This is a genomic window from Neisseria sp. 23W00296 (assembly GCF_044772855.1).
GTDB lineage: Bacteria > Pseudomonadota > Gammaproteobacteria > Burkholderiales > Neisseriaceae > Neisseria.
The window spans coordinates 2,242,611-2,262,413 of the sequence record NZ_CP173024.1 but is presented as its reverse complement, the minus strand read 5'-3'; the positions used below and the strand labels follow the sequence as shown (position 1 = coordinate 2,262,413).

The 19,803-nt window shown below is 43.7% G+C and carries 32 protein-coding genes, 1 tRNA gene and 1 pseudogene; 28 read left to right on the top strand and 6 right to left on the bottom strand.

Annotated elements, in window-relative coordinates:
- Position 1: 1 nt before the first annotated feature.
- The 25 genes from rpsS to ACG2K1_RS11290 all read left to right on the top strand — a co-directional run bounded on the left by rpsS (position 2) and on the right by ACG2K1_RS11290 (position 11,486).
- Complete coding sequence (gene rpsS / locus ACG2K1_RS11410) at positions 2 to 280, top strand: 30S ribosomal protein S19 (RefSeq protein ID WP_002215422.1); 279 nt, start codon at positions 2 to 4, stop codon at positions 278 to 280.
- Positions 281 to 288: 8 nt separating this feature from the next.
- Positions 289 to 618, top strand: coding sequence for a 50S ribosomal protein L22 (rplV, locus tag ACG2K1_RS11405; RefSeq protein ID WP_036496057.1), 330 nt, complete (start codon positions 289 to 291; stop codon positions 616 to 618).
- 9 nt (positions 619 to 627) lie between these two features.
- The gene (rpsC, locus tag ACG2K1_RS11400) at positions 628 to 1,323 is read left to right on the top strand and encodes a 30S ribosomal protein S3 (protein ID WP_395429073.1); all 696 of its coding nucleotides are present in this window, start codon (positions 628 to 630) and stop codon (positions 1,321 to 1,323) included.
- Complete coding sequence (gene rplP, locus ACG2K1_RS11395) at positions 1,307 to 1,723, top strand: 50S ribosomal protein L16 (RefSeq protein ID WP_036496059.1); 417 nt, start codon at positions 1,307 to 1,309, stop codon at positions 1,721 to 1,723. The genes rpsC and rplP overlap by 17 nt, the downstream gene beginning before the upstream one ends.
- The gene (gene rpmC / locus ACG2K1_RS11390; RefSeq protein ID WP_009426087.1) at positions 1,723 to 1,914 is read left to right on the top strand and encodes a 50S ribosomal protein L29; all 192 of its coding nucleotides are present in this window, start codon (positions 1,723 to 1,725) and stop codon (positions 1,912 to 1,914) included. The genes rplP and rpmC overlap by 1 nt, the downstream gene beginning before the upstream one ends.
- Positions 1,914 to 2,177: a 30S ribosomal protein S17 gene (rpsQ, locus tag ACG2K1_RS11385; RefSeq protein WP_395429074.1), complete on the top strand. Its 264-nt coding sequence runs from the start codon at positions 1,914 to 1,916 to the stop codon at positions 2,175 to 2,177. Before rpmC ends, rpsQ begins: the two co-directional genes overlap by 1 nt.
- A 223-nt stretch (positions 2,178 to 2,400) precedes the next feature.
- The gene (gene rplN, locus ACG2K1_RS11380) at positions 2,401 to 2,769 is read left to right on the top strand and encodes a 50S ribosomal protein L14 (RefSeq protein WP_009426089.1); all 369 of its coding nucleotides are present in this window, start codon (positions 2,401 to 2,403) and stop codon (positions 2,767 to 2,769) included.
- A gap of 11 nt (positions 2,770 to 2,780) precedes the next feature.
- On the top strand, positions 2,781 to 3,116 hold the full coding sequence (gene rplX, locus ACG2K1_RS11375) for a 50S ribosomal protein L24 (protein WP_009426090.1): 336 nt from the start codon (positions 2,781 to 2,783) through the stop codon (positions 3,114 to 3,116).
- A 2-nt stretch (positions 3,117 to 3,118) separates the two neighbouring features.
- Complete coding sequence (gene rplE / locus ACG2K1_RS11370; protein WP_395429075.1) at positions 3,119 to 3,658, top strand: 50S ribosomal protein L5; 540 nt, start codon at positions 3,119 to 3,121, stop codon at positions 3,656 to 3,658.
- A gap of 2 nt (positions 3,659 to 3,660) precedes the next feature.
- Positions 3,661 to 3,966 carry a 30S ribosomal protein S14 gene (gene rpsN, locus ACG2K1_RS11365; RefSeq protein ID WP_083479441.1) on the top strand — a complete coding sequence of 102 codons (306 nt, stop codon included), beginning with the start codon at positions 3,661 to 3,663 and terminating at the stop codon, positions 3,964 to 3,966.
- A 13-nt stretch (positions 3,967 to 3,979) separates the two neighbouring features.
- The gene (gene rpsH / locus ACG2K1_RS11360; protein WP_009426092.1) at positions 3,980 to 4,372 is read left to right on the top strand and encodes a 30S ribosomal protein S8; all 393 of its coding nucleotides are present in this window, start codon (positions 3,980 to 3,982) and stop codon (positions 4,370 to 4,372) included.
- 13 nt (positions 4,373 to 4,385) lie between these two features.
- The gene (rplF, locus tag ACG2K1_RS11355; RefSeq protein WP_395429076.1) at positions 4,386 to 4,919 is read left to right on the top strand and encodes a 50S ribosomal protein L6; all 534 of its coding nucleotides are present in this window, start codon (positions 4,386 to 4,388) and stop codon (positions 4,917 to 4,919) included.
- Between the two features lie 9 nt (positions 4,920 to 4,928).
- Positions 4,929 to 5,282 carry a 50S ribosomal protein L18 gene (gene rplR, locus ACG2K1_RS11350; RefSeq protein WP_395429077.1) on the top strand — a complete coding sequence of 118 codons (354 nt, stop codon included), beginning with the start codon at positions 4,929 to 4,931 and terminating at the stop codon, positions 5,280 to 5,282.
- Positions 5,283 to 5,312: 30 nt separating this feature from the next.
- The gene (rpsE, locus tag ACG2K1_RS11345; RefSeq protein ID WP_009426094.1) at positions 5,313 to 5,825 is read left to right on the top strand and encodes a 30S ribosomal protein S5; all 513 of its coding nucleotides are present in this window, start codon (positions 5,313 to 5,315) and stop codon (positions 5,823 to 5,825) included.
- Between the two features lie 2 nt (positions 5,826 to 5,827).
- Entirely contained in the window at positions 5,828 to 6,013 is a 186-nt protein-coding gene (gene rpmD, locus ACG2K1_RS11340) for a 50S ribosomal protein L30 (protein WP_083479442.1), read from the top strand.
- A complete protein-coding gene (gene rplO / locus ACG2K1_RS11335; protein ID WP_395429078.1) occupies positions 6,014 to 6,445 on the top strand; it encodes a 50S ribosomal protein L15 in 432 nt (143 codons plus the stop codon).
- Between the two features lie 9 nt (positions 6,446 to 6,454).
- Positions 6,455 to 7,735, top strand: coding sequence for a preprotein translocase subunit SecY (secY, locus tag ACG2K1_RS11330; RefSeq protein WP_395429079.1), 1,281 nt, complete (start codon positions 6,455 to 6,457; stop codon positions 7,733 to 7,735).
- Between the two features lie 15 nt (positions 7,736 to 7,750).
- A complete protein-coding gene (gene infA, locus ACG2K1_RS11325) occupies positions 7,751 to 7,969 on the top strand; it encodes a translation initiation factor IF-1 (RefSeq protein WP_083479444.1) in 219 nt (72 codons plus the stop codon).
- Positions 7,970 to 7,989: 20 nt separating this feature from the next.
- Positions 7,990 to 8,103 carry a 50S ribosomal protein L36 gene (gene rpmJ, locus ACG2K1_RS11320; protein ID WP_003697674.1) on the top strand — a complete coding sequence of 38 codons (114 nt, stop codon included), beginning with the start codon at positions 7,990 to 7,992 and terminating at the stop codon, positions 8,101 to 8,103.
- 51 nt (positions 8,104 to 8,154) lie between these two features.
- Positions 8,155 to 8,517, top strand: a complete 363-nt coding sequence (gene rpsM, locus ACG2K1_RS11315; RefSeq protein WP_009426097.1) for a 30S ribosomal protein S13 — start codon at positions 8,155 to 8,157, stop codon at positions 8,515 to 8,517.
- A 19-nt stretch (positions 8,518 to 8,536) separates the two neighbouring features.
- A complete protein-coding gene (rpsK, locus tag ACG2K1_RS11310; RefSeq protein WP_009426098.1) occupies positions 8,537 to 8,932 on the top strand; it encodes a 30S ribosomal protein S11 in 396 nt (131 codons plus the stop codon).
- A gap of 20 nt (positions 8,933 to 8,952) precedes the next feature.
- Positions 8,953 to 9,573 carry a 30S ribosomal protein S4 gene (gene rpsD, locus ACG2K1_RS11305; RefSeq protein ID WP_036496071.1) on the top strand — a complete coding sequence of 207 codons (621 nt, stop codon included), beginning with the start codon at positions 8,953 to 8,955 and terminating at the stop codon, positions 9,571 to 9,573.
- Positions 9,574 to 9,599: 26 nt separating this feature from the next.
- Positions 9,600 to 10,583: a DNA-directed RNA polymerase subunit alpha gene (locus ACG2K1_RS11300; RefSeq protein WP_395429080.1), complete on the top strand. Its 984-nt coding sequence runs from the start codon at positions 9,600 to 9,602 to the stop codon at positions 10,581 to 10,583.
- A 24-nt stretch (positions 10,584 to 10,607) separates the two neighbouring features.
- Positions 10,608 to 10,982: a 50S ribosomal protein L17 gene (gene rplQ / locus ACG2K1_RS11295; RefSeq protein ID WP_395429081.1), complete on the top strand. Its 375-nt coding sequence runs from the start codon at positions 10,608 to 10,610 to the stop codon at positions 10,980 to 10,982.
- Positions 10,983 to 11,114: 132 nt separating this feature from the next.
- Complete coding sequence (locus tag ACG2K1_RS11290; RefSeq protein ID WP_395429082.1) at positions 11,115 to 11,486, top strand: hypothetical protein; 372 nt, start codon at positions 11,115 to 11,117, stop codon at positions 11,484 to 11,486.
- A 377-nt stretch (positions 11,487 to 11,863) separates the two neighbouring features.
- Here the strand turns inward: ACG2K1_RS11290 and ACG2K1_RS11285 are convergent.
- Positions 11,864 to 12,711: pseudogene (locus tag ACG2K1_RS11285) on the bottom strand (IS630 family transposase).
- Between the two features lie 144 nt (positions 12,712 to 12,855).
- Here ACG2K1_RS11285 and ACG2K1_RS11280 point away from each other — a divergent pair.
- A complete protein-coding gene (locus tag ACG2K1_RS11280; RefSeq protein WP_402837578.1) occupies positions 12,856 to 13,509 on the top strand; it encodes an IS1595 family transposase in 654 nt (217 codons plus the stop codon).
- Between the two features lie 153 nt (positions 13,510 to 13,662).
- Positions 13,663 to 14,994, top strand: coding sequence for a tRNA (N6-isopentenyl adenosine(37)-C2)-methylthiotransferase MiaB (gene miaB / locus ACG2K1_RS11275; RefSeq protein ID WP_395429617.1), 1,332 nt, complete (start codon positions 13,663 to 13,665; stop codon positions 14,992 to 14,994).
- A gap of 239 nt (positions 14,995 to 15,233) precedes the next feature.
- Here the strand turns inward: miaB and ACG2K1_RS11270 are convergent, their stop codons facing one another.
- Positions 15,234 to 15,548 carry a hypothetical protein gene (locus ACG2K1_RS11270; protein WP_395429616.1) on the bottom strand — a complete coding sequence of 105 codons (315 nt, stop codon included), beginning with the start codon at positions 15,546 to 15,548 and terminating at the stop codon, positions 15,234 to 15,236.
- Positions 15,541 to 16,425, bottom strand: a complete 885-nt coding sequence (locus ACG2K1_RS11265) for a hypothetical protein (RefSeq protein ID WP_395429621.1) — start codon at positions 16,423 to 16,425, stop codon at positions 15,541 to 15,543. Before ACG2K1_RS11265 ends, ACG2K1_RS11270 begins: the two co-directional genes overlap by 8 nt.
- A 594-nt stretch (positions 16,426 to 17,019) precedes the next feature.
- Between ACG2K1_RS11265 and ACG2K1_RS11260 the strand changes: the two genes are divergently transcribed.
- Positions 17,020 to 17,771 (top strand): IS5 family transposase gene (locus tag ACG2K1_RS11260; protein WP_402839176.1). Its coding sequence is split into 2 segments (ribosomal slippage): positions 17,020 to 17,356 and positions 17,356 to 17,771, totalling 753 coding nucleotides; the frame shifts between segments, so codons are not numbered across the junction.
- 220 nt (positions 17,772 to 17,991) lie between these two features.
- On the opposite strand, the gene ACG2K1_RS11255 is transcribed toward ACG2K1_RS11260, so the two are convergent.
- From ACG2K1_RS11255 to ACG2K1_RS11245, 3 genes are all read right to left on the bottom strand, one after another.
- Complete coding sequence (locus tag ACG2K1_RS11255; protein ID WP_402837573.1) at positions 17,992 to 18,384, bottom strand: hypothetical protein; 393 nt, start codon at positions 18,382 to 18,384, stop codon at positions 17,992 to 17,994.
- A gap of 209 nt (positions 18,385 to 18,593) precedes the next feature.
- Positions 18,594 to 19,526: an alpha/beta hydrolase gene (locus tag ACG2K1_RS11250; protein WP_009426974.1), complete on the bottom strand. Its 933-nt coding sequence runs from the start codon at positions 19,524 to 19,526 to the stop codon at positions 18,594 to 18,596.
- Between the two features lie 182 nt (positions 19,527 to 19,708).
- Positions 19,709 to 19,783, bottom strand: a tRNA-Arg gene (locus ACG2K1_RS11245).
- Between the last annotated feature and the right edge of the window lie 20 nt (positions 19,784 to 19,803).

Below are 19,803 nucleotides of genomic sequence, written 5' to 3'. Positions count from 1 at the left end.
TATGGCTCGTTCATTGAAAAAAGGTCCATATGTAGACCTGCATTTGCTAAAAAAAGTGGATGCGGCTCGTGCAAGCAACGATAAGCGTCCTATCAAAACATGGTCGCGTCGATCCACTATTTTGCCTGACTTTATCGGCCTCACTATTGCGGTTCATAACGGTCGAACCCACGTTCCTGTTTTTATTAGTGATAACATGGTTGGTCATAAGTTAGGTGAATTCTCATTGACCCGTACCTTTAAAGGCCATTTGGCCGATAAAAAGGCTAAAAAGAAATAAGGTGAATCATGAGAGTATCAGCAAGTCATAAAAATGCACGAATGTCTGCGCAGAAAGTCAGATTGGTAGTAGACTTAATTCGTGGTAAAGATGTCGCACAAGCGTTAAATATTTTGGCGTTCAGTCCCAAAAAGGGGGCGGAATTGGTCAAGAAAGTATTGGAATCAGCTATTGCCAATGCAGAGCATAACGAAGGTGCGGATATTGATGATTTAAAAGTTGTCACTGTATATGTGGATAAGGCGGCGTCATTGAAACGATTTCAGGCTCGTGCAAAGGGGCGAGGTAACCGTATCGAAAAGCAGACCTGTCACATCAATCTGACAGTGGGAAACTAAGGAAAAGCTATGGGACAAAAGATTCATCCGACTGGCTTTCGCTTGGCGGTAAATAAAAACTGGTCTTCAAAATGGTTTGCTAAAAATAGTGAGTTTCCGACTGTTTTGAAACAGGATATTGATGTTCGGGAATATTTGCAGAAACGGTTGGCAAATGCCTCTGTTGGACGCATCGTTATTGAACGCCCTGCAAAATCTGCTCGCGTAACAATTTTCTCTGCCCGACCTGGTATGGTTATTGGTCGTAAAGGCGAAGATATTGAAATATTAAAACGCAATTTGCAAAATCTTTTGGGTGTGCCGGTTCATGTTAATATTGAAGAGATCCGTAAGCCTGAATTGGATGCACAAATTATTGCTGATGGTATTGCACAGCAGTTGGAAAAGCGTGTTCAATTTCGCCGTGCTATGAAACGTGCAATGCAAAATGCTATGCGAGTTGGGGCAAAAGGTATCAAAATTATGACTTCGGGTCGACTTAATGGTGCGGATATCGCACGAAGCGAGTGGTATCGTGAAGGGCGAGTTCCATTGCATACTTTGCGTGCCAATGTCGATTATGCTACTAGTGAAGCTCATACGACCTACGGCGTGATTGGTCTGAAGGTTTGGGTTTATACAGGTGAGAGCAAGGAGTCAGCTCAGGTAAAATCTGAATCGGAAAGTAAACGCAGAAAGGCAGGTAAAAATGCTGCAACCAACTAGACTGAAATATCGTAAGCAACATAAAGGCAGGAATACTGGTATTGCTACGCGTGGCAATTCGGTAAGCTTTGGAGATTTTGGTTTGAAATCTGTGAGTCGCGGGCGATTAACTGCCCGGCAAATTGAGGCTGCCCGTCGTGCAATGACTCGTCATATTAAGCGTGGTGGCCGCATTTGGATTCGAGTATTTCCTGATAAACCGATTACCGCGAAACCTATCCAAGTACGTATGGGTGGTGGTAAGGGCTCTGTTGAATATTACGTAGCAGAAATTAAACCTGGTAAAATACTTTATGAAATGGATGGGGTTGCTGAATCGTTGGCAAGGGAGGCATTTGCATTGGCTGCTGCCAAATTACCTATTCCGACAGTATTCGTAATTAAGCAGGTAGGTAAATAATGAAAGCTAGTGAATTAAGAGATCAATCTGTTGAGCAATTACGTAATCATATGTTTGATTTGTTGAAATCTCAATTTGGTTTGCGTATGCAAAATGCTACAGGGCAGTTAAGTAAGTCAAGTGAGTTAAAAAAAACTCGTCGCGATATTGCTCGTATTAAAACCGTCTTGGCTGAAAAGGGTGTGAAATAATGGATCACGTAAAAAATATCCGTGTCTTGCAAGGTAAGGTGATTAGTGACAAGATGGATAAAACAGTTACTGTACTTATTGAGCGTAAAGTTAAGCATCCTTTGTATGGGAAGGTTATCCGTCGCTCAACTAAAATCCATGCTCACGATGAGGCCAATCAGTATGGTATTGGTGATATTGTGCTTATTGAGGAAAGTAAACCTATTTCCAAGACGAAAGCATGGATAGTGACTGAACTTATTGAAAAGGCACGTACTGTTTAGTTTATAAAATTTTTAGACAAAACGAAGCTTGCAGTTTGATAAAAAAATCTGTAAACTTCGTTTTTAGCTTTCTTTTCGTGAAAGTTTCTTCCCTTCGGGGCCAAAACTGATTTACTCATACCTTCTATTGGTTTTAAATTTTAAATTCGAATTAAGTAATTATTTTCAATGTTGAGAATTTAAAAATAGTAAGTTAAGTTGGATTTTAGAAAAAGGTAAAAATATGATTCAGATGCAGACAGTCTTGGACGTGGCTGATAATTCTGGTGCTCGCCGTGTGATGTGTATTAAAGTGTTGGGCGGGTCAAAACGGCGCTACGCAAGTGTTGGTGATGTTATTAAAGTTGCTGTGAAAGATGCAACTCCGCGCGGTCGCGTTAAGAAGGGTGATGTTTATAATGCTGTTGTAGTTCGAGTCGCAAAAGGTGTTCGTCGAGCTGATGGCGCGTTAATAAAATTTGATAATAATGCGGCTGTATTATTAAATAATAAGCTTGAGCCTATGGGAACACGTATTTTTGGACCAGTTACGCGAGAGTTGCGTACTGAGAGATTTATGAAAATTGTTTCTTTGGCTCCCGAAGTTCTGTAAAGGAATTGTGCGTGAATAAAATTATTAAAGGCGACCGTGTCATCATTCTTGCTGGCAAAGATAAGGGTAAGATTGGTGTAGTATCTTATGTTAAAGGGTCAAGAATTGCGGTAGATGGTATCAATCTTGTGAAGAGGCATATAAAGCCTAATCCTTCTAGAGGTATTGAGGGTGGTATCGTTGTTAAGAATTTATCGCTAGATATATCTAATGTTGCCATTTTAAATCCGAGCACAAATAAAGCTGATCGCGTCGGTATTAAAGTTCTTAAAAATGAGAATGGAGTAGTGCAGCGTATTCGGGTATTTAAATCTAGCGGTGTTGCGGTTAATACTTTAGAGGATTAATAATGGCTCGTTTAAAAGATTTTTATAATAATGTTGTGGTGCCTGAGTTGGTTAGGCAGTTTGGCTACAAAACTGTCATGGAGGTTCCTCGTATTGAAAAAATTACTTTGAATATGGGAGTTGGGGAAGCTGTTGCTGATAAGAAGGTTATGGAGCACGCTGTTTCCGATTTGGAGAAAATTTCTGGGCAAAAGCCTGTTGTTACGGTAGCTCGTAAATCCATTGCAGGGTTTAAGATTCGAGATAATTACCCAGTTGGATGTAAAGTAACTCTGCGCCGTGAAAGAATGTTTGAGTTTTTAGATCGCTTAATTACTATAGCCTTGCCTCGTGTTAGAGATTTTCGTGGTGTAAGTAATAAATCTTTTGACGGTCGTGGTAATTACAATATGGGAGTTCGTGAGCAAATCATATTTCCAGAGATAGAGTATGACAAAATTGATGCCATAAGGGGTCTTAATATCACTATTACCACTTCTGCTAAAACAGATGAAGAGGCCAAAGCATTGCTGGCATTGTTCAAATTTCCATTTAAGGGATAATTATGGCTAAGAAAGCTCTTATTAATAGAGAAGTAAAAAGACTCGCTCTTGCCAAGCGGTATGAGAAAAAGCGCGCTGCTATTTTTTCCATTATCAATGATGCAACTGCAACAGATGCTGAGCGATTTGAGGCACGTTTGAAATTACAAAGTATACCTAGAAATGCATTACCCGTTCGCCAAAGGCGGCGTTGTGCGTTAACTGGTCGGCCCCGTGGAACATTCCGCAAGTTTGGTTTGGGTCGTATAAAAATTCGTGAAATTGCCATGCGTGGTGAAATTCCTGGTGTAATAAAAGCTAGCTGGTAATGGAGACATTAAAATGAGTATGCATGATCCTATTTCAGATATGCTGACGCGTATTCGTAATGCGCAGCGCGCGGGGAAGGCAGTTGTAGAAATGCCATCATCCAAACTAAAAAAAGCGATAGCTTCAGTTTTAAAGGATGAGGGATACATTGAAAGTTTTATCGTTTCTGCTGATAATAAGCCTTTATTGACAATCGAATTAAAGTACTATCTAGGCCGTCCTGTTATTGAGCAAATAAAACGAGTTTCTCGACCTGGTTTACGAGTCTATAAGCCATCTGCTGCTATTCCTACTGTGATGAATGGTTTGGGAATTGCTATTTTAAGTACCTCTAAAGGTGTTATGACCGATAGAAAGGCTCGATCGGAAGGTGTTGGTGGCGAGCTATTATGTGTAGTGGCTTAGGAGGTTAAGAAAGATGTCGCGTATAGCAAAAAACCCAGTATTTGTTCCTTCTGGGGTTGACGTAAAGATTGAGGCAGAGGTTTTGCTGGTTAAAGGTAAAAATGGTCAATTGACTTTACCTTTGCCTCGTAAAGTGGCTGTTGTATTTTCTGATAGCCAGCTTCTTATTGTTCCTAATGATGATAGTAGAGAAGCAAATTCGCTATCTGGAACTATTCGTGCTTTGGTAGCCAATATGGTTAAGGGTGTTGCTGATGGATTTGAGAGAAGGCTTCAACTAATCGGTGTGGGTTACAGAGCGCAAGCACAGGGTAACATCCTAAATTTATCATTGGGTTTCTCGCATCCCGTTGTATATCAAATGCCTAGCGGAGTAACAGTGCAAACCCCATCACAAACAGAAATAGTATTATTTGGTGCTGATAAGCAGGCTGTTGGTCAGGTGGCATCTGAAATACGAGCTTTTCGTTCCCCAGAACCTTATAAAGGGAAGGGTGTTCGCTACGCTGGTGAAGTTGTAGTTATGAAAGAGGCAAAAAAGAAATAAGGATCTAAAATGAATAAGAATATAGCTAGACTTCGTCGCGCAAGAAAGACGCGTATCCGTATTTCTGAGTTAGGAATGGTACGTTTATGTGTATTACGGACTAATGAGCATATTTATGCTCAAATAATCAGTAATGATGGCAGCTGTGTATTGGCATCAGCTTCCACTTTAGAAGCTGATGTCAGAAATCAGTTAGAATCTACTGGAAATATTGCAGCGGCGACTGTGGTTGGGAAGCGTATTGCAGAGAAAGCAAAGTTGATTGGTATCGACCGAGTTGCCTTTGATCGTTCTGGGTTTCAATATCATGGTCGTATTAAAGCTCTGGCTGAGGCGGCGCGTCAATATGGCTTAGCTTTTTAAATATGATATAAGTTGGAGATATCTAAAGATATGGCAAAACATGAAATAGAAGATCGTGGTGATGGTCTTATAGAAAAGATGATTTCTGTGAATCGTGTCACTAAAGTGGTTAAAGGTGGTCGAATCATGGCTTTTTCTGCCTTAACAGTGGTTGGAGATGGAGATGGCAGAATTGGAATGGGTAAAGGTAAATCCAAGGAAGTCCCTGTCGCTGTTCAAAAAGCTATGGATCAGGCTCGTCGCTCAATGATAAGAGTACCTATTAAAAATGGTACTATTTATCATGAGGTTATTGGTAAGCATGGAGCTACTCGTGTTTTTATGCAGCCTGCTAAAGATGGTAGCGGCGTAAAGGCTGGTGGTCCGATGCGTTTGATATTTGATGCACTGGGAATACATAATATTTCAGCTAAAGTTCATGGCTCTACAAATCCATATAATATTGTTCGGGCCACCTTTAATGGTTTGGAGAAGTTGTATACTCCGTCAGAGATTGCTGCTAAAAGAGGTTTATCTGTGGAAGACTTTTTGGAGGTTAAGTAATAATGGCTGAAGTTAGAAAAATAAAAGTAACATTAATAAAAAGTTTAATTGGTACAATATCTACACATCGTGCATGTGCTAAAGGTTTGGGACTCCGACATAGGCATCATAGTGTTGAAGTTTTAAATACACCTGAGAATATTGGAATGATTAATAAGATTAGTTATCTTTTAAAAGTGGAGTATTAAATGTATTTAAATTCGATACGTCCTGTATTAGGGTCTACTCATGCAAAACGACGAGTAGGTCGAGGTATTGGTAGTGGATTAGGCAAAACAGCTGGTCGAGGTCATAAGGGTCAAAAAAGTAGATCTGGAGGATTTCATAAAATAGGTTTTGAGGGTGGTCAGATGCCATTACAACGGCGTTTGCCAAAGCGTGGTTTTAAATCACTATCTGCTAAACTGACCGAGCAAATTTCTTTGAGTTTATTGCAATCACTTGATGTTGAGCAGGTTGATTTGCTCTTTCTGAAGAGAATTGGAATAATTTCTTCTCATGTGCAGAGTGTAAAGATCATTGCAAATGGTTTAATTAAAAAGCCTGTAATAGTTAAAGGCTTAAAAGCAACGATAGGTGCCAAACAAGCTATTGAAGCTGTTGGTGGACGGGTAGAATAGGATAGCATAGTGGTAAATAGACAGCTAATTTTGAGACTATTTAAATCTGTTGAATTAAAAAATAGATTGCTGTTTCTATTAGCGGCTTTAATAGTCTTTAGAATTGGTGCACATATTCCAGTACCTGGAGTGAATACCTCTGCTCTTGCAGAAGTTTATAAAGATCAGGGCAATGGAATTTTGGGTATGCTAAATGTATTTTCTGGTGGTTCGTTAGAGAGATTTAGTATTTTTGCCATTGGAATTATGCCCTATATTTCTGCTTCTATTATTGTGCAGTTGGCCTCGGAAATTCTACCTTCTTTGAAAGCTTTGAAAAAAGAAGGAGATTTAGGACGAAGGCAAATTACAAGGTATACGAGATTTGCTGCTGTTATTCTTGCTCTTTTTCAAGGAGCTGTGGCTGCAACGTTTGTTTTTCAGCAGGGAGTAGTTGTTATTTCTCAGGTTGAGTTTTATTTGTTGACTCTAATCTGTTTGGTAACTGGCACTATGTTCCTGATGTGGTTAGGAGAACAAATTACAGAGCGTGGAATCGGGAATGGGATCTCGTTAATTATTACAGCAGGTATTTGTGCCGGCATTCCGTCAGGACTAAGTCAATTATGGAGTATGATCGTTTCTGGTAAGTTACTTTCGGTTTTGTTTATTCTATTTGCAGCTATTTTATTGATATATATAGTTGTATTTTTTGAATCTGCATTAAGAAAAGTTCCTATCCATTATGCTAGAAGACAAATTCTAGATGGGGGAAAAGGAGCTTACTTACCATTTAAGCTAAATATGGCTGGTGTGATACCTCCTATTTTTGCTTCAAGTGTCATTCTTTTTCCTGCTACTATAGTTAATTGGTTGGGAAATAATCATTCTGAACTTCAGAAATTTGCTTTGAGTTTTCAACATGGTACTATTGGATATATAGCGCTATTTGCATCAGCTGTAATCTTTTTCTGTTATTTTTATACTGCTTTAGTATTTAGTCCTAAAGAAATGGCTGAAAATTTGAAAAAAGGTGGTGCATTTGTTCCAGGGATTCGTCCTGGTGCTCAGACGGCATTTTATCTTGAATCTGTGGTAAATAGATTGACATTGTGGGGAGCAATTTATATTACGACAGTCTGTTTAATTCCTGAGTTTTTTATATCTTTTTTTAATATTTCATTTGCGTTAGGTGGTACATCACTTCTGATTCTTGTTGTTGTAACAATGGATTTTAATGTTCAAGTATTTTCATATGGAATGGTTCAGCAGTATGAGAATCTGATAAATCGTACAAAGAATTTGAATTAATAGTTGGTAAATGAAATGGCAAAAGAAGATACAATACAAATGCAGGGGGAGATTTTAGAAACACTCCCAAATGCTACTTTTAAAGTAAAGTTGGAGAATGGGCATGTGGTTTTGGGATATATTTCAGGAAAAATGCGTATGCATTATATCCGTATTTCTCCAGGAGATAAGGTGACTGTCGAACTTACGCCTTATGATTTATCCCGTGCACGTATCGTATTTAGGGCTAGGTAATTTATTTAAAGGAAACAAAAATGCGCGTACAGCCTTCTGTTAAAAAAATTTGCCGGAATTGTAAAATTATTCGGCGCAATCGAGTGGTTCGTGTTATTTGTACTGATCCAAGGCATAAACAACGCCAAGGATAGGTTTAAATTTAAGATTTAATTTAAAAAAATCTTATAGATAAAGGAATATTTATGGCTCGTATAGCAGGGGTTAACATCCCTAATAACGCACATATTGTGATTGGTTTGCAAGCAATTTATGGTATTGGCGCTACTCGTGCTAAGTCAATTTGTGAAGCAGCTGGTGTATCGTTTGATATTAAAGTCAAAGATCTTGATGAGGCTCAACTGGAATCTTTGAGGGAGCAGGTTGCTAAGTATGAGGTTGAGGGTGATTTGCGCCGTGAAGTAACAATGTCTATTAAACGATTAATGGATATGGGGTGTTACCGTGGTTTTCGACATCGTCGCGGATTACCTTGTAGGGGACAACGGACTAAAACAAATGCCCGTACTCGAAAAGGGCCGCGTAAAGCAATTGCAGGTAAGAAGTAATTTTTAAGGACTTTATTTAATGGCTAAAGCAAATACAGCAGCAAGAGTACGTAGAAAAATACGTAAGACTGTTAATGAAGGCATTGTTCATGTTCATGCCTCTTTTAATAATACCATTATTACTATTACGGATCGCCAAGGAAATGCGTTATCTTGGGCAACTTCTGGTGGAGCAGGTTTTAAGGGATCTCGTAAAAGTACTCCTTTTGCAGCTCAGGTTGCCGCTGAATCTGCTGGTAAGATTGCACAAGAGTATGGCGTAAAAAATTTAGAGGTTCGTATTAAAGGTCCTGGCCCTGGCCGTGAGTCTTCTGTTCGTGCCCTTAATGCTCTTGGTTTTAAAATTACTAGTATAACGGATGTGACACCTTTACCGCATAATGGTTGTCGTCCACCGAAGAAACGCAGAATTTAATATTTGGAGTTATTTAAGATATGGCACGTTATATAGGCCCTAAATGTAAGCTTTCTCGCAGAGAAGGTACTGATTTATTTTTAAAAAGTGCACGTCGTTCGCTAGAATCGAAATGTAAAATTGATACTATTCCGGGTCAGCATGGTGCAAAAAAACCGCGGCTGTCGGGTTATGGTTTGCAACTGCGCGAGAAACAGAAAATTCGTCGTATGTATGGGGTTTTGGAGCGCCAATTTAGACGTTATTTTGCCGAAGCAGATCGTCAAAGAGGTTCTACTGGTGAGCTGCTGCTCCAATTATTGGAATCTCGTTTAGATAATGTTGTTTACAGAATGGGTTTTGGCTCAACTAGAGCTGAGGCGCGTCAACTTGTTTCCCATAAAGCAGTTGTTGTAAATGGACAACTTGTTAATATCCCTTCATACCAAGTACGCGCTGGTGATATAGTTTCTATTCGAGAGAAAGCAAAGAAACAGGTTCGAATTCAAGAAGCTTTAAATTTGGCTGGGCAAATAGGTTTTCCAAATTGGGTATCTGTAGATACAGCAAAGATGGAAGGTATTTTTAAAACTAGGCCAGATCGTTCTGAGTTGACTAGTGATATTAATGAGCAGCTAGTAGTAGAGTTTTATTCTAAATAGAAGCTAGCCTAATGAGGGACAGTTTAATGCAAAATAGCACTTCCGAATTCTTAAAACCACGGCATATTGATGTGGATACTATTTCGGCAACGAGAGCAAGAGTATCTATGCAGCCCTTTGAGCGTGGTTTTGGTCATACTCTTGGTAATGCTTTGCGCCGTGTCTTACTGTCATCCATGGACGGGTTTGCTCCGACAGAGGTTTCTATTGCAGGTGTGCTGCACGAATATTCAACATTAGACGGTATCCAAGAAGATGTTGTTGATATATTGTTGAATATTAAGGGTGTTGTTTTCAGGTTGTATGGGCGTGATGAGGTTCGCTTAAAGTTAAAAAAATCAGGAGTAGGTGCAGTTTTAGCTCGTGATATTGAGTTGCCTCATGATGTCCAAATTATCAATCCTGATCATGTGATCTGTCATTTGGCTGATAATGGCAGTATTGAAATGGAAATCAAAGTGGAACGGGGTCGTGGTTATCAACCTGCCTCTGGTCTTCGCGCAGTTCGAGGCGATAACAGCATCGGAGCTATTTACTTGGATGCTAGTTTTTCACCTATTAGCCGAGTTAGTTTCGAAGTTGAATCTGCGCGAGTTGAACAGAGAACCGATCTGGATCGTTTAATTTTAGATATTGAAACGGATGGCTCCTTAGAGCCTGAAGAGGCTGTTCGCAGTGCAGCACGTATCCTCATTGATCAGATGTCGATTTTTGCTGATTTGCAGGGTACTGCTATGGAGGAAGTTGAGGAAAAAACTCCTCCGATTGATCCCATATTGTTGCGCCCAGTTGATGATTTGGAGCTGACAGTACGTTCGGCAAATTGTTTGAAGGCAGAGGATATCTATTATATTGGTGATTTGATTCAACGGACTGAAACAGAATTGTTGAAAACGCCAAATTTGGGTAGAAAATCTTTGAATGAAATTAAAGAGGTATTGGCTTCAAAAGGTTTGACATTGGGATCAAAACTCGACTCTTGGCCTCCTGTGGGCTTAGAAAAGCCGTAAGTTTAAATATTAAAGGAAAATGACATGCGTCATCGTAATGGAAACCGTAAATTAAATCGTACTAGCAGCCACCGTGCTGCTATGTTGCGCAACATGGCTAATTCGTTGCTTACCCATGAAACTATTGTGACGACTTTGCCGAAAGCAAAAGAGCTACGCCGTGTAGTAGAGCCGCTGATTACTTTAGGTAAGAAACCGTCTTTAGCTAATCGTCGCTTGGCATTCGACCGTACCCGCGATCGAGACGTTGTAGTTAAATTATTTGATGATTTGGGTTCAAGATTTGCCAACCGTAATGGCGGATACTTGCGTATTTTGAAATACGGTTTCCGTAAGGGTGATAATGCTCCGCTTGCTCTGATTGAGTTGGTGGACAAAGCAGAAACGGCCGCTGAATAAGTGAGAAAAACCGATCCTTTGGGATCGGTTTTATTTTCTATGAATTCATTGCATATCATATAAACTTTCAGCATGCTGATGGAGAAATTGGCTATAATTCCTTCCCTATGATTTAACAAAACGGGTAATCCTATGAAAAAAACAATTTTATTAGTATGTGCGTTATTGCTCAGCTCACAAATAGCTTTGGCCGGTAGATTTTTGCCGAAGGATATACGTTTGGCTGTGCTGAAAAAGGTTGATTATCCGAATGTCGTGCTGGCAGGTGACGGGTGGACGTGGACACAAATCCTAACTTTGGGGATTGTTGATAACAACAGAACTGAAACAGAAACTTTGGGCAGTATTCGGATTAAAGATACGTATAATCGGTTTATTACCAAAAACAAGTTGCCGGCTCATGTGGGGCAACCTGTGGGAGTATTTTTTGATCGGCAGGGACAGGTGAAGGAAGTTTGGATTTTGACGCTGAAAGAACGTGAAGAATTGAAGCAGAGAAAATAGCGAGGTACGCTTATTCAAATATGATTAGCCAGAAATAAACCTATTGAACTAAGAAAAATATAGGCTTCAAATAGTTGGCTATAAGGTGCAAGAGCGCTATTTGGCTAAGGCTAATAATTGGATCAGACATTAGGGCGTGTTGATTGTCAACACGCCCTAATACAAACGATAACAAACCCGGGTACATAACTTCAGTTATGTACCCGGGTTTGTTATTTGAATATTTATCCGCACGACGGTTACTGTTTTGAATCCTACCTGTGGATGGCAATACAGTGAGTCAAAATAAACAATCTATAGCGTTGCTGTGCCTTAGCTCGAAGAGGGTGGTTTTCTACGGCATTGGAAATGCCAAGAAAATCTGCCCCGTACTATAGTCAAACAAAACAAAAAATATCCAACAAAGCCTGCTCAAAAGACAAACAGCCGGACATCACTTTTCTCAGATGCCGTTTGATATTCGCCCACACCTTTTCTATCGGGTTCAACTCAGGCGAATATGGCGGCAGCGGCAGAATGATATGTCCCTCCCTCTGCGCCATTTCACGCAGTACCGTCATCCTGTGAAAACGGGCGTTATCCATAATAATGACCGAAGGCTCTTTAAGTTCCTTCAACAGAAACTGCCCAAACCACGCTTCAAACAAGCTGCTTTCCATCGTGCCTTTGTAAACCATCGGCGCAATCAGTTTCCCATCCGCACGGGCGGCAACCAATGACATTCTTTCATAGCGTTTGCCGGAAATCCGCGCTTTGACAATCTGTCCCCTCAAGGCATAGGCATACGGGCGGTAATAGAAAGTATCAAAACCCGTTTCATCCAAGTAAACCTTTGGCATTTCCGAATATTGTTCCAGCTGTTTTCGGTAGCCGGTTACTTTTTGGAGGTCTTGTTCTTTGTAGACGGTTGTCTTTTTTTACGCGTGATCTTGAGTGTTTTGAGCAGGTAGCCGACATTGGATGCGGTGCAGCCCAAGTGCTGTGCTATTTCGTATTGATAGGCATCGGGATGTTCTGCCACATAGCGGCGCAGTTCTTCTTTGTCGATACGTTCCGAATTGCCGCCTTTGGTGCGGTGTTGCAGCGAACCTGTTTCCTTTTTGAGGGCAATCCATTGGTAAAGGGTTCGGTTGGTAATGCGGAAGGTGCGTGCGGTTTGGCTGATGTTGCCGTGCTGTTCGTAGTGGTCTAATGCTTTTTGACGGAAATCGATAGAGTAGGCCATAAAACGGGAACGGGTAAGGTGTGGAGTTAAGGGAGAGAATTATATACTTTTTTTTGGTTAACTATACTTTTACTGTCTTCGGCTTACTGCCTTGTATCTTTTTTAGGGGCTGTACTAGATAAGCAGTCATGTCAGACTGCAAAAATGAAGATAACCCGTTGTAAACTAAAAAAGAGTATTCAAAATAAACTGCTTCAGTTTTTTGTACTCGAAGTTACTGCCCGTTCAGCAGCTGATTTATTGGGCATCCATCCCAATTCGGCAGTGCTGTTTTACCGCAAGATTAGCGAAGTCATCAGCCATCATCTTTCATTGGAAGCCGATACGGTTTTTGACGGCTCAATTGAGTTGGACGAGAGTTATTTTGGCGGACACCGCAAAGGCAAACGCGGACGCGGTGCGGCAGGAAAGGTGGCAGTCTTTGGCATTCTCAAACGCGGCGGCAAGGTTTATACCGTGGTTGTTGAAAACGCTAAAAGAGAGACGTTATTTCCTGTTATAACAAAGAAAATTATGCCTGACAGTATTGTCTATACGGATTGTTTGAGCAGCTATGATGTGTTGGATGTAAGCGGATTTACCCACCACCGTATCAACCACAGCAAGCTGTTTGCCGACAGACAAAACCATATCAACGGCATTGAAAATTTCTGGAATCAGGCAAAGCGCGTACTGCGCAAATACAATGGAATCGACCGTAAATTTTTCCCGCTTTTCTTGAAAGAATGCGAGTTCCGTTTTAACTTTGGCACACCCTCCGAGCAGCTTAAAGTGCTGCGCCGGTGGTGTGAAATTTAGGGCTTATCTAGTACAGCACCCTTTTTTATTTCGACTCACTATAAATCGTAATTGCGTGATTTAATTTTATTTTTTTGGAAAATACTCTATAATCCGCCGCTTTTTACAACAATCAGCCCCGCAATTACGGGCAACCTGAGAAAGAACCAAACCATGAAAAAAGTCTTTATCCGCACCTTCGGCTGCCAAATGAACGAATACGACAGCGAAAAAATGCTTTCCGTTTTGGAAGAAGAGCATGGAGGTATCGAGCAAGTATCCGAACCTGATGAGGCGGACATTATTTTGTTTAACACCTGTTCCGTTCGGGAGAAGGCGCAGGAAAAAGTTTTTTCCGATTTGGGACGTGTTCGTCCGCTCAAAGACAAAAATCCCGATTTGATTATCGGCGTGGCCGGTTGCGTTGCTTCTCAGGAAGGGGAAGCGATTGTGAAGCGCGCTCCTTTTGTTGATGTGGTGTTCGGCCCGCAAACTTTACACCGCCTGCCCAAGCTGATTGACGATAAAAAACACACCGGCCGCCCGCAGGTCGATATTTCATTTCCCGAAATCGAAAAATTCGACCATCTTCCCCCCGCCCGTGTGGACGGCGGCGCCGCATTTATCTCCATCATGGAAGGCTGCTCCAAGTATTGCTCCTTCTGCGTCGTTCCCTACACGCGCGGCGAAGAATTTTCCCGACCGCTTGCCGACGTGCTCGCCGAAATCGCAGGCTTGGCGCAACAAGGCATAAAAGAAATCAACCTGTTGGGACAAAACGTTAACGCCTACCGTGGCCTGATGGACGACGGCGGCATCTGCGATTTCGCCACCCTGCTGCGCATTGTCCATGAAATCCCCGGTATCGAGCGTATCCGCTTTACCACCAGCCACCCGCGCGAATTTTCCGATGCCATCATCGAATGCTACCGCGACCTGCCCAAACTCGTTTCCCATCTGCACCTGCCGATCCAAAGCGGTTCCGACCGCGTCCTTTCGGCCATGAAACGCGGCTATACCGCCCTTGAATACAAATCCATCATCCGCAAACTGCGCGCCATCCGTCCCGACTTGTGCCTGAGCAGCGATTTTATTGTCGGCTTTCCTAGTGAAACCGAGCGCGAATTCGAGCAGACCCTGAAACTGGTAAAAGACATCGCCTTTGATTTGAGCTTTGTCTTTATCTACAGCCCCCGCCCGGGCACACCGGCGGCGAGTCTGCACGACGCCACCCCGCATGAAGAAAAAGTGCGCCGTCTCGAAGCACTGAACGAAGTTATCGAAGCCGAAACCGCACGCATCAACCAAACCATGATAGGCACCGTGCAGCGCTGCTTGGTTGAAGGTGTGTCGAAAAAAGACCCTGACCAATTACAGGCGCGCACGGCCAATAACCGCGTTGTCAACTTTACCGGCAGCCCCGATCTGATTAACGAAATGGTCGATATCGAAATTACCGAAGCCTTCACTTTCTCGCTGCGGGGCAAACTGCTTGCGGATGCCTGAGACCAAAAAAGCTTAGTGTTGATGGAGCAAAACAGACGCCGAATATAAAACCGCAAAAAATATTAGAGGCCGTCTGGACGCACAGCGTCAATAAACAAAGGCCGTCTGAAATCTTCTGATGCTGTTTTCAGACGGCTTTTGGGTTTTTCAGGCTGCTTTTGGGATTCGGAAACCGCGTGCGTCGCTTAGGCGACACTCCCTACAATGCAGGCTATGCTGGCTTATGCAGGCTACGCTTGCTACGGCGTACGGGCTAAGCTTGCTGAAAATCCGGTTGTGGTATTGGCAATATGCGCCACCATCTCCCAGTTTTCAGCAAACTCTGCTGCATCGGTTGGGGTAAATTTGCTGTTATGATCATTTCCTTGTTCTAATAATTTATCAGTTATTAGATTTTCAAATGATAGATTACCTATATTTGGATTTTTACCTGCCTGATTCCAGTTTGGTTTTGCATTTTTAAACCCATACAAAACTTCTGCTGCCAATTGCAATCTAGCAAATTCTAAAATAGTTGCAGGGTTAGTATTGGTATTTTGTTGTTGATTAGTCATTTTTAGTCTCCGGTTTGAATGATGGTGAAAGTAAAACTCTTTTTACAAATGTACTAGTTCTCTGCTCATAGGAATTTTCATTAGGACGACATCTTTCCCCTCTGCCCCAAGGATTTGGATTTTGCTCAAATTTAGAATAGCCTAGTTCCGGCACAAAAACATACATCGTTTTTTCAGCCATCAGTGTGTTAGTTTTGGTATCGATAATCTTGATAGTTGTGCCCGCTATCCAATGTTTTCGGTTTTCCCAAGAAACATCATTCTCATAGGTAACGGCATAGCGGGCAGGATGAGGCGGGTTAATTTCTTGATTAAATGGCTTGTCGGACATATGCCAATCACCACTATAGCGGATGATAGACCCGTCTTTTTGTAATACATCAACATAATCATAATGGGCACGGGAAAAATATGGCAAAAAGCTGGCAACATACTCCTCTCGCTCGAATTCACTCTCCACCGCCGCATCCTCCCACATCTGGTCTTTCAGCGGGTTGTAGAAGCTGTCTTGATATTTCTCGTCATCCCCGCGCACTTTCAGCAGCAGGATGCCGTCCACATTGTCTGCGGTGCGGTAAATCTTCTCGCCGGCGTTTTGGCACAGCTGGTCGAAGCGGGCTTTGGCGGGATCGTAGCGTTTGCGCCATGCGGCTTCTTCCGCTTCGGCTTCCCGCCTCTCCTGCATTTTTTCTACCTGCCCTGCCGCATAAAGCAGCCCGGCTACAGCCAGCCCGGGCAGAAATATTAACTGCGGGTTTTTATTAAATAGTTTGGGGTTTATCTGATAACAGACAAAACTTACGGCTACGATCAGCAATATTATCCCGCCCCAATGAAACAGGTTATAGATGAAGAGAACATCGCGTGTGGTAATCATGAAGGATGGTGTCCTTTGCTTGTCTGGCCGGGTTTTGAATCGGTCTGCCTATAGGGCTACCTGAAAAGTTTTCGGCATGTGTGGGAGGGGCTTTCTGATTGCAGGCTTGGCTTTTAAGTTTTCGCTTCGCTGAAGTTTCTTAGTTTTCAGGTAGCCTTTCGGTAGGCACTTTTCCCTTCTTGAGGCCACCTGAAAACCTTTCCTTTGCTCTTTACCAATCTTCACCGCCTGTTTTCAGGCAGCCTCTTCCGCATCCGTACCCGTCAAACAAAAACACCGCTGTGCGCAGCATGAAGGCCATGCTGGCGGCAGCGGTGTTGCTGTTGGTACGGCGGTACGGCGTGTTCGCGGGGGAATCCATTTGGGCTCCGGATCGGGTCGTATCGGTATCGTTTATGTGCGGCATGGTAGCCTGCGTGGGCGGCGGCTGGCAAGCAATTAATAATATAGTGAGCAAAAATAAAAAATATACGGCGTTGCTGCGCCTTGCCGTATTACCCATAATGTCTGCGGCTTGCTGCCTTGTATCTTTTCTATTTTGGCTCACTATACTAGGGGCTGTTGACATTCAATTTTTCACAGTATCATACAGATATGACCAGACATACCCTATCCGATGCCCAGTGGGCAGCCATCGAACCGCTTTGTCCGGGTAAAAAAGCCGACCCGGGTAAAACCGCCAAAGACAACCGCCTGTTTCTTGAGGCCGTACTGTGGATAGTCCGCACCGGCAGTCCGTGGCGCGATCTGCCACAGGAGTTCGGCAACTGGAACAGCGTTTACCGCCGCTACCGCCGGTGGGTGCAATTAGATGTTTTCAAAAATATTTTCACACATCCGAACACAAATGCCGACTATGAATACACCATGATAGACGGCACCATCGTCAAAACCCATCGGCACGGTCAGGGCGCAAAAGGGGGACGCTCAAACAGGCAATCGGCCGATCCAAAGGCGGGATGACGACCAAAATCCCTGCACTGACCGATGCTTTGGGCAATTTATGTGATTTCATACTGCTGCCCGGACAGCGCAACGACATTTGCGGCGTCCTATCACTGATTAAGGATAAAAGCTTTGGTGCACTGCTTGCCGACAAAGCCTTTGATGCAGACTGGCTGATTAAGGAATTGACACAAAAGGGTATCGAGCCCGTTATCCCCCCACGCAAAGGTCGTAACACGGAGAGGTGTTATGACCGTGGGAAATACAAATGGCGGCATCTGATTGAAAACTTTTTCTGCCGGATAAAGGAGTTTAAAAAGATTGCGATGCGTTGTGAAAAGACGGATGAATCTTTTGCTGCCAACATTTATCTGGCTGCTACGGTTTTAAGGCTGGCTTGAATGTCAACACCCCTAGATTTATCAAGAGATTTACTGTTTTTGAGCTCTTCAGCCAAATCAAACATGACATACAGTGAATCTTCTCCAAGCTGTTCATATAAAAGGTCAGGAATTGTTTGTCCGGGTTTCAATTTGCTCAGGTCAATCCGTTTATCGGGATGGCTTTTCAGAATTTTTTGAATGAAATTTCATCCGTCTTCATTTTTGGCCATTGCATTAATCACAACCTTGTTTTGTTTAAATATTTTGGCAAATTTTTCTTGTTCTTCCGGTGATTTTTATGCCAAAACGCATGTTTGCTGGCATTCATTTCGTTCTTCACAAGTGGAAGCGTTTCTTCATATTCCTTACGCATTTCCGAACTCATCATCCATTCAACTTTTTCCAGTTTTTCGATAGAGGTATTTGCCACCACCGTATCGTTGAATGCAGACAAGGCTCTTTCTGAAGCTTGAGAGGAGAGCATATGAATAAAAGCGAGATGAAGGTTATGGAAGAATTGTTGAATTTCGTGATGTCGGATGATTTGTTCGTGATTGATTTCGACCTGTTTTTGAATAATTTTTTTATGTTTTTCTAGGCGTTTTTTGTATAGCTCTTCGTATTCCAGCATTCTGCGGGCGACGGCTGCGCCGCAGCCGCTGCCATCGTCGAATCGATAATAGAGGCCGTCTGAAAGCGAAGCTTCAACGAAGTTAAAACTTTCAGACGGCCTTTTGTATGTGCAACGCGGTAAAGCGCTTGCTATGCGGATGGTTTGTTATACGGAAGAACAAGTATCTGCGGTATGTGCTCCAATATATTCAGACGGCCGGGGGTGTTTCAGCGTGCGGCGGCGGGTAGGGCTTGCTTGAAGGATATGCCGAGCAGGCCGCCGTGGGTGAGGTCGGGATAATGGCGGTATTCGGCGGCCAGCCCTTGTCCGCGCAGCTTGGCGACGAGTTTTTCCCCCGCATCGGCGGGTACGGAGGCGATGACGGCGGCGCGTTTGGCCAGCATGTCGGCCTGTTTGGCGTCGGCGGGTTGTTTGTGGTGTGCTTTGCCGCTTTTCTCCAGCAACAGGCTGCGGCCGGAATAAGCATCTGCTTTGGCGGCGGCGCGTTCGGCGTAGCGCAGCATCAGGCCGTTTTGCCACCACAGGGCGGGGTCGGCGGCGATGTAGCGGGTGAAGGTTTGCGGCCGTTGGAACAGGGTGTAGAGAACGAACAGGCCGCCGTAGGAGTGGCCCCACAGGGCTTGCCGCGCGGGGTCGGTATGGGCGGCGCGTTCGACGGCGGGGCGGATTTTGCCGTCGATAAGTTCGAGCAGGGCGGGCGCGCCGCCGTTGCGCCGTCCGTCCATCAGCTGGTCGGGCAGGCTGTTGCCGGACAAGTCGGGCGGGGTGTAGTCGTAGGCGCGGCGGGTGGTGTCGAAGCGCAGATCGGTCGGGTAACCGATCAGCACCAGCACGGGTGGATTGGCGGACAAGTCCTGCAATGCGGGGGCAGCGAGGTATTCGGGCAGGGCGTTTCCGTCGAGGGCGTAGAGGACGGGATAGCCTGCGGCGGGCGGCGGGCTGTCGGGAATGCCGAGGAAAACGCGGTAGGCTCGGCCGTTTTGGTCTTGGAAGGCTAATGTTTGGAAGGTGTAGCCGCTGTGCGGCGCGGTAAGGGCGGAGAGATCGGCGGGACGGGTGATTTCGTTGTTGGGCGAGGAGGACGGCGCGGCGGCGGCAAGGGCGGGTAGCAAGGCGAGGGCGGTAATAAGGGTTTTCATGGTGTTTCCGACGGATTGGGAAAGGGAGAATGTAAGGGAAAACGGCGGTGGAGAAAAGGCCGACTGAAAGCGGGGTGGTAGGGCGGTTTGGTTGGAAGTATGCTTTGACTTTGTTGAAACTGCGTTTTCAGACGGCCTGGTGCGGGAAAACGGGCGCCCCCGTAAGTGCGTCCGTTTGGACTTGGCCTCGCCGACAGGAATCGAACCTGTATTTTACGCTTAGGAGGCATACGTTCTATCCGTTGAACTACGGCGAGGTGTGGAAAATCAATTTTGG